The organism is Granulicella aggregans (genome assembly GCF_025685565.1).
In the GTDB taxonomy this organism is placed as follows: domain Bacteria; phylum Acidobacteriota; class Terriglobia; order Terriglobales; family Acidobacteriaceae; genus Edaphobacter; species Edaphobacter aggregans_B.
Genome location: NZ_JAGSYE010000008.1, coordinates 39150 through 51106, shown reverse-complemented (window position 1 = coordinate 51106; position 11957 = coordinate 39150). Strand labels below are relative to the sequence as shown.

5 protein-coding genes are annotated in these 11957 nt (G+C 56.7%); 1 reads left to right on the top strand and 4 read right to left on the bottom strand.

Features of this window, described 5'->3' with window-relative positions:
* Positions 1-93 precede the first annotated feature (93 nt).
* Entirely contained in the window at positions 94-657 is a 564-nt protein-coding gene (locus OHL18_RS23015) for a hypothetical protein (RefSeq protein ID WP_263377223.1), read from the bottom strand.
* Positions 658-1050: 393 nt separating this feature from the next.
* Here OHL18_RS23015 and OHL18_RS23010 point away from each other — a divergent pair, with 393 nt between their 5' ends.
* Positions 1051-7146, top strand: a complete 6096-nt coding sequence (locus tag OHL18_RS23010) for an RHS repeat domain-containing protein (RefSeq protein WP_263377222.1) — start codon at positions 1051-1053, stop codon at positions 7144-7146.
* A gap of 548 nt (positions 7147-7694) precedes the next feature.
* On the opposite strand, the gene mobF is transcribed toward OHL18_RS23010, so the two are convergent.
* The 3 genes from mobF to OHL18_RS22995 are packed head-to-tail and all read right to left on the bottom strand — an operon-like array spanning position 7695 to position 11739.
* Positions 7695-10463, bottom strand: a complete 2769-nt coding sequence (gene mobF / locus OHL18_RS23005; protein ID WP_263377221.1) for a MobF family relaxase — start codon at positions 10461-10463, stop codon at positions 7695-7697.
* 11 nt (positions 10464-10474) lie between these two features.
* The gene (locus tag OHL18_RS23000) at positions 10475-11320 is read right to left on the bottom strand and encodes a hypothetical protein (protein ID WP_263377220.1); all 846 of its coding nucleotides are present in this window, start codon (positions 11318-11320) and stop codon (positions 10475-10477) included.
* Positions 11317-11739 carry a plasmid mobilization protein gene (locus OHL18_RS22995; RefSeq protein ID WP_263377219.1) on the bottom strand — a complete coding sequence of 141 codons (423 nt, stop codon included), beginning with the start codon at positions 11737-11739 and terminating at the stop codon, positions 11317-11319. Before OHL18_RS22995 ends, OHL18_RS23000 begins: the two co-directional genes overlap by 4 nt.
* Positions 11740-11957: the final 218 nt, after the last annotated feature.

The following is an 11957-nucleotide window of genomic DNA, read 5'->3' as shown; positions in this document are numbered from 1 at the left end:
AGCTGAAGAAGTCGCGCATCCGCGTGCGGGCTTCCGGCCGCGCGGTGAACACGGAGGGCAGGGAAGAGGGAAGGAGCGCGATTGCTGTGCTCATCAGGAGCCCTTAGCTAGCTGCTCTGGCATCACCGTATGCGTACAGTGGGGGTGATTAGGGATCAATATCTCTTTTGAACTCCAGTCACCCTGCCGATATCGCTGCAACAGCCTCTCGTAAAGCTGCTTTGCGTCATGATGCTCCCCGGCAATTTGCGCGCAAGGGCTGGAGGCCTCCTCTTCGCTGGAATGTCCAACATAACAGCGCGTCTCACCGCCATCTAGAATTCGCTTCAAAACGGCTTGGTTATAAAAGCAACTCAGCTGTGTCCGAACCAGCCGCTCTGCCCAACCAGAAGCAAAAACTCTATTGTTGCCGCCGTGTACCGAGCCCTCACGAGGCAGCTCCCGTTCCGTACGGTCATATGCCTCGCGCAAACCGATCTTGCCGGCTACAAGATCGTGGAGGATGACTTTGAGGCACTCGATGCGGGCACCGCCCTCCGTAACCTTGCCTGGCATGGGTTCACAATCAACAAGCGTGACGATGTCAGTCCGAAGGTCCTGGTTCTCCGTAAGAACTGTCAAAATCTCTTTGAACTCCCGAGCGTATCTTCTGTCCATGGTCGTGCTCCTTTTACGCATGATAAAGGACATTATCATGCACGTAAGGAGAACGACTTGCTCCCGCCAGACTCGGCAGTCCCGACCTCCGCTGAAAGGGACGTTCAGAGAGTACAAGCAGAGAAGGGAGTGGCTGAAACGCCGGTTCAAGAAGTACAAACCTAAAAACCATCACACCAGCCGAAGCCCTTGAGCATTTGCTTCCTTCATCATTTTGAAAAAAAGGACATTTTCGTGACATCTGACGGAAGACTGAATAAGCTTAGGGTTAAATCCCTGCTATGCTCGACGCCGCTTCCCGAGGTCGCAAGGCTTCTGATCCGTATCATCCCAAATGATGCAAGGATCTTGGCCATCTAACCTTAGGACCGGTGTCATTTAGGACCTGCACAAATGCTGCCTTATTCGCAGAAGCGTCACTCATCCCGTTCCGGGATCGCATTCTCCCTTACCGTATTGGTTGGCGTGATGTGCTTTATGCCACAGGTTTCAGCACAGCAGCAGCTTCTGAATCCGTCCACTCTGCCCGGTCCGCAACCCTATACGACGGTTGCTTCCGATAGTGAACTAGTCAACAACGCGAACGGCAGCGTACTGGTTTCAATCCCGCTGCTGCATCTGCCAGGTATAAACGGCCTCGACCTGGATCTGTCTGTCAATTACACCTCGAAGCATTGGGATCTGTCGGGATCCGTCATGGAGGCGACCGGAACTTATTCTGGCACTCAGCAGCAATCAATTACGAATGCTTCCCTTCAGTGGAGCAACAATCTTTCTGTCGCGAATGACTTCGGCGGGACAATGTTGAGCGTGCCACGCTTGTTTTACAGCAATCAGTATCTGACGACGAATATAACGACCTTCAATGATGGCAGTTCGGAATCGAGCTACCAGCCGATCTATTGCGCTTCCAGCTTTGTTTATATGGACGAGAGCGGAGGGATGCACACATTCCTCAATCGAAGAGACTGTTATCCGGTCAGCCCAGGGAGTGGCTTCCCGACGATCAACGTCTCGGACTCCGGGGATACTTCACTCATTCGACTCGATACGACATCGTTGTCCGATATGAAGGTCTATTTGAAGAACGGGGATGTCGTTCATTTCGCCGGCACTCAGTCGACAAGTGGAGGCATCACGGTCGATAATCCCACGCCGATCTACCCTTCGTATATTCAAGACCCTAACGGCAATCGGATCACCTTCTCGACCGTCACGAGTTCGGGTTTTTCAATCACGGACTCTCTTGGCAGAATCGTCACCGTGCAGCACGGTTCGGGTACATCCACGATTCAGTACAAAGACTCCACCGGCGCATCGCGCAGTATTGTCGCAACAAGCGCAACTGCGCAAGGAAGTGATGTCACTCTTCATGCTTCCCAGTGCAGCGGACCTTATTGGAACAACAACACCGTTACCATACCGACAAGCTCCGTTTCGGACTTCGGCTCTACGAATAGTTTAGTTTCAATTGTCCTGGACAGCGGAGACATCGCACGCACGTATGTGATTACAACCGATTCCGTGGGCGAGCCGATAGAGGTCCAGCTTCCGAGCGGAGGCTACAACCGTTATGCCTACCAAACCTATCAAGGGTATTACTTCGCAAGCCCGTTCGCGTGTGGCCAGTACGACGTTCGTGAAATAAGCCAGAAGTTCGCCTGCAGGTCCTCGTCTGGAAGCTGCGGGCAGGAAGACACGACGACATATACTCCCGCCATCGCCGGGACTGCAAATTCATCCATGACTGTTCTTGACCCTGCAGATGTAAATGGGCAACAGCGAAAAACTGTCTTCAACTACTCCCCGACCATCCCGTCGAATAGGTTCGCATCCTCCCATGAGACGAGCAGGTCGATCTATGGAAATCAAACGAATCTCCTGGAGACAGTCAATACACAATATCTGGACGACCTTTCCTCCCAGGTGGGATCCGGCTATTTGTCTGTTGTGGCGCTTCCCCAAACCGTCTCGACCGTGACGGCGAAAAACGGAGGCTCGCTGACGACAACCTCCTCAATGCAATATGACAGCATGGCGCTGACGAATATGTTGTTTACGAATTCTCAAGGGAACACCACGTTTCATATCGATAACGTGGTTCAGCTGACCCAATCCGATTTCTCTGGGAATACGATAAAAACGACCACGAATGCATGGGACTATATTGGACCTCACATCTGGAATCGGCTTTCGAGTGCGACGGTCTCCGGCTCTGGAGTCTCGAGCGTGAAGTCCTTTGGCTATGACGGCAATGGCAACGTCACGAGCAGCTCTGTAGGAGGGACGAACGCGGCGACCGCGACCACAGGGTATCAGGTCAATTCCTATGGCCAGACCACCCAAATCACCGACCCTAAAGGGAATCTTACCAAGTACGCCTACACAAATGCCTGGTTTGACCAAATCTGTGCCGTGCCGAGCACCACTGCAAATGGGCCAAGCAGCATAACGGATGCGCTTGGACATGCAACGTCGTTTCTTTACTACTCATGTAGCGGGCGCAGACAGAGTGCTCTTGATCCGAACAACCAGAAGACCTCTTACGTGTATGACGCCTTAGCCCGAACCACCTCGGTCAAGTATCCGGACGGGGGGAACATTGCCTATGGATACACGGACACAGCTCCGAATAGCATTCTGACTACAAAACAGCTCTCTGCGTCGGGAACTCCTGGCCCTCTCGTAAGTGAGGAGATCATGGACGGTCTCGGCCGTCCAAGCCAAAGCCAACTCCAGAGCGATCCGGCAGGCATCACTTATACCGACACGACCTACGATGCTCCCGGGAGAGTAGCTTCGGTTTCCAATCCATATCGAACGACTCCGGATTCATCCTACATAACGGCCTTCCAGTATGACGCGATGGACAGGAAGACTTTAGAAACAGCGCCGGATAAATCCTTGAGGACTTGGTGCTACAACGGGGTTTTCGGGCCCACGGGAACCTGTCGCGGCCAGATTGGGAGCCAGCTCGGGACCTGGATCGACAGCTCCGATGAGGTAGGAAACAGTTGGCAATATACGTCAGACTCGCTCGGAAGAATGGTTGCTGCGCTCGAACCGAATGGCACCGCTGTGACTCCATCGATGGAGACGGATTACACCTACGACATCCTCGGCAATTTGACCGCCGTAAACCAGTGGGGAGGGGCGAACGGCTCTGCCGGTGTACGCAGCCGCGCATTCTCCTACGATGGCCTATCTCGTCTTCTGACTTCAAAAAATCCGGAGTCGGGTACAATCTCGTACAGCTATCTTGCTTCCGGAGCTCTCTGCTCTGGGGATGTCTCTCAGCCTTGCAGTAAAACGGATGCCAGGAACACCACGGTTAACTACTCGTATGACTCGCTCAGTCGCTTGCTGAGTAAGCAATATAGTGACGCAACTCCTTCAGCGTGCTTTCAATACGATGCATCCGCGCTACACGGCGTGGGCCGTTTAGCGAGCGAATGGACGCAGCCTGGTGCATGTCCCACATCTGGCGGACCGACGTCATCGGCGATTACCAAAAGGATCATCACGCAATATGATGCGATGGGAAGATTGACGGTGGAGCAGCAGTGCCCCTGGGGAGGCTGCAGCAATACGGCCGCGCCGACGCTCCAATACGGGTACGATCTTGCTGGCAATCGCACTTCGTTGACAGACTCTATCGGTACAGCCTTCACTACAAATTTTGATTCTGCCGCTCGCCTGCGAAGCCTGGCAAGCAGTCTCTCGGACGGCACTCATCCGGCGACACTCTTCACCGCAACCTCCTATGGTCCACTCGGCTTGCTCAACTCCACTTTGGGCAACGGTCTCAATGAGGAGCGGAGCTACGATGTTCGCGAGAGAGTACAGAGCTACGCAGCGACAAAAGCAAGCAGTGCTCAGACTGTGTCTGTGTCCACGAGCGATATTGATACAGTGCGCAATCACGAAGACGGAGGCAACGGTCTACCTCAGAATGGACTGCTTGATGTCATTGGGTGGGCGTACGACTCGGTGTCTTGTCCCTTGGCACAGGTTGAAGTGTATATCGACTCCGTGGCGATCGGCCTTGCCACAGTAAACGGAGCCCGGCCTGATATGCAGAAGAACCTGGGAGGCGGAGCTCAGTTTGCAAATTGTGGCTACGGGTTTACAGGATCGATTGGGGCGCTGACGCCTGGCACACATACGGTCACCGTGGCAGGATACGACTTCGACGGCAACCGGGGGACGGTGTCCAACGCTCAAACAATTACCGTGACCGCCAATGCCCCGCCGACGGGTTCACTCGACAATGCGGTAAGTATGCAAGACAAGACGCAGAATGTTCCCTCAGGCGGCTTGATCTGGGTCTATGGCTGGGCCATCGACAGTCAGATGCGTGCGCCCGTCGGTGCTGTGAAAGTCTTCGTGGATGGGACGCCAATCGGATATGCCACGCTTGGAGCCCAGCGTTCTGATATCGCAAGCGAGATGAACGACCAGCGCTACCTTCCAAGTGGCTACAACTTCATTGGAACGGCAGGGAATCTCAGCGTGGGAAGCCACAACGTCACCGTCACAATCTACGATACGGGCGGCAATGCGTACACGCCCTCGACGGTTCGCCAGATCAATGTCGTCGCCGACGCAAATTCGGTGACGGGCAGCGTAAGCGCCCAAAGCAGCACCGGAGGTCTGCAAACAGTTCCCGATGGCGGTTCTTTAACCGCAAGTGGCTGGGTTCTCGAGCAGAATTATCCTCCTTGCGACACCATCACGCGGGTCGAAGTATGGCTCGACAGCATCATGGTAGGGGTCGCGCAGAGCGGCCAACCTAGACAAGATGTCGCAAACGCTTTCAACAACCAGAACTGCATCAATAGTGGATGGAGCTACACAGGACCTGTCGTCGGTGTCGACCCTGGCATTCACATCCTGACTGTTCGGGCCTATGACCACAATGGCGGTTCTGTCGTTCTGCAAAATGCCCCGACTGTAATCGTCAGCGGCCATATGCCGGCAACTTCTGTGGCCAACGCTCTGCCGACACAGTATGCCTGGTCTCTTGGGTTCGAACCCAACGGCAACGTAAGCTACTCGGCGGATTCGGTGAATGGCAATTGGGCTTATATCTATGACAGCCTAAACCGGTTGAGCGCGGCGGGTTCCACCTACCAGAACTCTTTGGAGTGGGGCTATGATAGCTTCGGTAATTTGCTATCGCAGACCGTCACCGGCGGCACGGGAACCAGCATTCAGCAAAGTTTCAACAACAATGCGAATCGGCCAGATCAGGGCTGCTATGACGCAGCCGGAAATCAACTTGAGCCATGGAGCTGTTCTGCAAACGCCCACCTATATGCCTACGATGCGGACAGCCGCCTGATATCGAGCGACTGGGGAAGCAACCTCTATACTTATGACGCCGAGGGACGGAGGGTGGCCAAGTTCTCCACCTACATCAACCAGCCTACCGCTTACTATCTCTATGACACCGAAGGTCGAGACATCGTAGAACTGGATGGCTCCGGTAATGCTTTACGTCGTGAAATCTATGCCGGCGGTCGGCATATTGCGACCTACGATGACCAGCAACATACGACCGTCTTCGCTCTCAGCGACTGGATCGGAACCGAACGAGCGCGAAGCGACATGAGTGGCAATCTCTGTCAGACCACCACTAGCCAGCCCTTCGGTGACAATCAACAGGCGAACGGGACATGCTCGCCCAGCAATGCGTTCTTTACCGGGCACGAGAGAGACGCAGAATCTGGACTCGATTACTTCGGGGCCAGATACTACAGCTCCAACATGGGCCGAATGCTGTCACCTGATCCTACCTTCCTAAACATCCGTCGGGTTTTCAATCCGCAGCGTTGGAATATGTACGCGTATGCGATCAACAATCCCCTGACCAACATCGATCCTGACGGCAACGAGGTTATTTCCATTGTTTACCCGCACTATGACGTCGGTGTTCGAGGAAGTGTCACATTGCCACTCGGTCATGGAGGAGTGGTTCTCGTAGAAAAGGATGGGACAACACACTATTTCGAGTACGGTCGCTACGCAGGCCCTGACGGACTGGTTCGCGGCGCTGGGGCTGCTAATGCGGCGACTCCCTCAGTCCAACGAGACGCATCAGGAAACATAACGCAAGATTCCATGAACGGGTTGTTATCAACGCTCTCCACGGCAAGTGGTAAAGGAGGTCAGGTTGAGGCCCTTGTCATCCAGACAACGACCGCCGAAGATGAAAATATCTTGGCCTATCTGAAGGCCCGGCAAGCCGAAAACGGTGATCCGAATCGACAGAAATACAGCCTCTGGACGGGGCACAATTGTGGGACCTTAGCATGTGAAACGATGAGTCATGCCCACATGCAGACCCCTCCGCCTGAAGTTTTAAAAGGAGCCAGTCCGTACCAGCTATGGCTATCTCTATGGCGGTATAACCCGAGTGCGGTGGGCTGGTCTTACGAGCCTATATACCGTACTTCTTCAAGGCTAATATTTAACCCTAGACAGTGAGGCTCTCTATGATCGATTCAGTCGATAAATTGCTGAGGGTAAACAAAGCCCTATTCGCTGGGCTAGGAGTCTTGGCACTTCTTTTCGTAGAGTGCGGTTGCGGACCGGCAGCTCCGTTAAAGCCAAGAACGCGGCCGGAGCTTGTTCCGAGCGATGCTCTATGGGTCGGGGGAGCGGATGGTGGCGCGTATGTACTGTGTGCGGTCGATGCGGCCCACAATGTCAATCCATGCAACGTTTGGAACGATCAAACCGGCCAGTTGGTAGAATCGGGAAACTATCAGCTCAGAGACGAGGGTCGAGCTGCAACAAAATCTGAGTTGCGTATCTCTTTTCCAGACTTCAATGGTTTGATCTATCTGAGCGGAGGTTTGGTGCTCAAGCATGTGTAACCCATCCGCACGACCCAGCGGCGTCAAGCGTCCCGATCCAGCATTCGTGCCGCCCGAAACAAAGAGCACGCTGCTTCGCATCGGCTGTAGGGTGACACACCACCCCCAAGCTGGTTGCTGTCCCTATGTCACCGAAGAAAATGGATCTCGGGGGAGCTATCTCCCGATTCCTCTGCTATAGCCATGCTCGATCTCCGGCACGATCTCCCGTTGTGGCACGATGGCCTGCTCGGGCTGTAGCTGCGGCGCAAGTGCGCTCTGGTGGGAAACGTCCCTCCCGAGCGCCACCCCCAGTTTCTCGCTGTCGTTGGTGAAGAGCTGCGCGTCATAAGCCCCGCGCGAGACAGCGACATAGGCCATGCGGTTGTTGAGCAGATCTTTGGCCCCCAGCTCGGTGTCAACGTGGATCAACACGCGGTCAGCGGTTTGTCCCTGGCTGGAATGGCTGGTCACCGCATAGCCGTGGTCGAGATGCGGATGCTTCGCTGGATCAAGCTCGACCGCGCGACCACCGTCCATCTTGAGTGACAGCCAGCCGTTCTCATTGATTCTCTCCACCGTTCCCAACTCACGGTTCGCAACCTTCAGCTCCTGCGAGGGCGCGGTGAGCTGCACCCGATCGCCGGTGGAGAAGGCCCGTTCTTCTTCGCGGTAGACAGAGACACCCTGCTGACGGCGCGGGTCGTAACTGCGTTCGGTGCCGTCTTTCATCTGGACGGTGAGCCTGTTGCCGACCGCGTCGATGTCTTTCACCGTTGCATACTCGCCTTTGCCGATGCCAGTCTCTTTCGAGCCACGCGAGTAGCGCAGTACATCCCCGACGTTGTACCGCTCGGCCCAGGTGCGGTCTGCGCCGGTGAGATCCTGACGCGGGGCGAGGACCTGAACGCGATGCTCCTCTTTGCCGACAACACCCTCTGCCTGCATCTCCGCATGGATGGCCTGATTGATCTCATTGCGGGAGCGGTTATCGGGCGAGACGACCAAGGTGTTCTCGGGCGACCTCGCATACTCGGTCGCGATCGCAGCGATGCGCTCTTGATGACCTTTGATCTCATGGATGCGGCCCCGCCGGTCCAACCCTTCTATCGCCGCACCAACGTCACCACGCGCGAGCTGCTCGACGGTCTGTTTCAGCTCCGGATCACGCTGCCGCACGATCTCATCGAGCTTCACCGTCTTCATACCCGACTCCTGCAACTGTGCGAAGATGCGTCCAGCTTCGACGGACTCATGCTGCCGCGTGTCGCCCACCAATAAAACTCGGTCGTTGGGATGCAGGCGGCTCATGAACTCGTGCATCTGCTTGGTCGACGCGAGCGAACTCTCATCCACGACATAGAGTCGGGGCTCTCCCGTGTTCGCCCTCTGCCCCTGAGCGAGATGAGCCTGTAGGGTCTTTGTCTCGATGCCCGCCTCGGCCAGCTTTTGCGCGGCCCTCGACGTGGGCGCAAAACCCTCCACGGTGTATCCGGAGGCGTAGGCACCCTCGCGCACAACGGCCAGCGTCGTAGTCTTGCCCCCACCCGCAACTCCATCCAAACCTATGATCTTCTCCCGCGAGAGGAACACCTCATCGACGGCATTGCGCTGCCCGGCATTCAGCTCCGCATGACGATCCACTGTCGCAATCCGGATGTTCGGAGAGACCAGCATCGGGTCTTCGAAGCCTCGCCGGTTGCCCTGGTGCATGTAGCCGATGGTCTCGCGTTCCAAACGCTGCATCGCAGCGGTCGTGTACTGCGGTCCGGTCCCAACATCGACCTGACGAAACTCCCCAGTCTGAACTCTGCGCTCGAACTCTTCCCGCACCTGGCTGGAAGTTGCCTGCCCCATGCTCCGGTCCAATGCCGCCGCAAGGATGTCTTTTTGAGCATGGATTGCCCCGCGCTCGAAGAGATGATCGCGGGCGTAAGTGACGGCCTGCTGTGCAGCCTTGATGTCGGGTTCGTATGCGTGCGTATGCCCCTGCTCTCTTGCCTGAGCGACGACTCGATCCGCTTGGTGGCCGTACTGCGCGGCTAAATCCCGATGCCGCTGCAGGACCTCTTCTGGCGACAGCAGCTCCTTCCGATCTCGCGTCCGGTGCGCGGCGATCTGAGCCGCCGATGCGCCGTCAAGCCCCTGCTCTCGCTTGTAATCCTGGATCTGCTCACGGCGGAGGCTGGAGGCTTCGAGATACTCCTTCGAATAACCCTTGATCTCCGGTTGGCCGTACTCGCCGCGCTCCAATTGGTAGCCCAGACCCTGCAACCGCGTCGCCAGCTCCGACCGGTAGACCGCCGTGACGTACTTCTGCGCGGCATACAGCTCATGCGACTGCACCGAGCGCGTCAGCTTGCCGGGGCCGCTGTCTCGTTCGGTGACATTGAAGATGACGGCGTGGGTATGGAGCTGCGGCGCGGCATAGCCGTCGACGGGCCGCGCGGTATCGTGCTCGAAGGTTGCGGCCACGAACTTTCCCGTCGTCTCGGGCTTGTGGACGTTGCCGATCCGCGCCTGGGTGAACTGCTCCAGCTCCCCCAACGCGACACGGACGCTCTCCCGGTGCGCGAGACGCACCCGCTCGTCACCACCCACAAGGGCGGTGAGCGAGACCGACTTCGGCGCGGAGATCGTTCCGTCCCACCCGGCCCGATGCTCGACGCTGGTTACTTCCCTGCCGATCTGATTCTCATAGGTCTTCTGCGGTTGATGGCGAACGAGCTGCTCCCCGGTCAAGGGGTGTTGGCCTTCGGTCAGCCGCGCGAACTCCTCGTTGCCGACCGGACCTTCCAGGCCCCACTTCTCGGCCAGCTTGCCCTGCCACTCGCTATGCCCCTGCTGGTCCTGGCTCCAGTAATTCTGCGCCTGGGACGCGAACTCGCGCTCGTGGTACATCCGCGCTTGACCAGCGGATAACGGCTTGGGAGAGATGGAAAGCATGATGTCTGGCCCTAATCGATCCCTTGCGATTCGTCCCAGACGAAGGCAGGTTTAGGCTTTGCCGAAGCTGCAGGAGCGACTGGGGCCGGGACCTGTTTCTTGATAGAAGGAGCGGAAACTGCGGACGAAACTGCGGCAGGTCTTGGGGTCGGCTTTGTCTCGGACGACGCCACCGAAGCAGTAAGAATTCGCTCCGGAGCCGGCGCTTGCAACTCCAAGTGGCGCGTCGGTGGCGCGCTCAGAATCTCTGGGGCTTTGGGTCGCGGAAGCAATCGTTTCGTCATCCCCTCGGAGGTTTCGAGGCTCCATGCCCAGAACGAAAGCTGAGGTTGATTCTGCTTCCACCAGCCCCGCGCCCATCGTTCCCGCCGCCACGCCCGAATCAGCAACCCAACGACGGTCAGGGTTGCAAGGCCAAGAACAGGCTGCACAAAGAACTGCCAGAGCGGGTTCCCGTCGTAGATTTCCTGCTCTAGAAATTTCTCCAGCTTGACCGAATTGAACTCCAGGCGGGGTCCCCGCAGGACGGTCGTCCAACCCTCGGCGCTTGCCTTGTCGCTCAAAAGGAACGGCTCGGGAGAGTACGTTCCGAGCAATTCTCCGACCGGTTTTGCGACCACATCTTGTTCGGTTGCGATCTCGGACTTCCCCTTTTTCATCTTCCAGAGCAGGCGGGTTTCGGTCTTCGCGGCGGGGTCGTTACGGTGCCAGCTGCTCGCCAGATAGGCGGTCGCGTAGTACCGCTGGAGGGGCGTCATCGTGTACACAAGAGGACCCAGCAGCGGCGTCAGATTCGCCGCGTTAAGCACCGCAAAGCAGAGCACTAGCGCAATGAAAAATATCGGTATCTTCTTCATCGATCGCCTCCGGTTTTGACCTCGGCTGCGACGAAATCTTGAAGCAGCTTGCGCGCGGTTTGTTGCTTGCGGGAGTCCGCCGTATCGCGAATCTTGAGCACGGTTTCGGGTGTCAGATGAGCGCCGTTTTGGGTCGCCGCCGCGCTCGCGTGGAACAGATTTAGGACCATGTAACGAGTCGCCGCAATCTCGGCCAAGAGCAGCTCACTCGTATCCGGAGCCGGTCGCGCTGCCTCAAGAGCAACGTCGCGAAGCCACGCGGCAAGCTGCTTGCCGGAGCGTTTAGCGGCTACCTCGACCTCCTCCAGCTCCTCGGGAGAGAGCCGGGTGGCTACCGTTTTGGCGCGGGGAAGACTACGAGCTTCTGGGTCAGGGAGCGTCTGGGAGCTAGAAACAGGGCCTGTGCGGGGAGTGCTCAAAAGTTACCGCCTTCGAAACACCCTAAGGCGGAACCCTCCAAGCCGTCAACTCCATAAACGGAGTATTGAGCTTATGTCTATTAGAATCAACGCGTTTACGCCATGAATGCAAAGCCGTTTACGCGGGCTATTCAGATACAAGGCGGCGTTTACGCGAATAAGCTAAGTAGCTGATTCAAAGAACGTTTACGTTCGTGAACGCCAAGATGCTCCACAGC

Bases quoted from the DNA above. Each gene is read 5' to 3' on its own strand.
- OHL18_RS23015 (WP_263377223.1), bottom strand. From the start codon at position 657: ATGGACAGAAGATACGCTCGGGAGTTCAAAGAGATTTTGACAGTTCTT.
- OHL18_RS23010 (WP_263377222.1), top strand. From the start codon at position 1,051: ATGCTGCCTTATTCGCAGAAGCGTCACTCATCCCGTTCCGGGATCGCA.
- mobF (WP_263377221.1), bottom strand. From the start codon at position 10,463: ATGCTTTCCATCTCTCCCAAGCCGTTATCCGCTGGTCAAGCGCGGATG.
- OHL18_RS23000 (WP_263377220.1), bottom strand. From the start codon at position 11,320: ATGAAGAAGATACCGATATTTTTCATTGCGCTAGTGCTCTGCTTTGCG.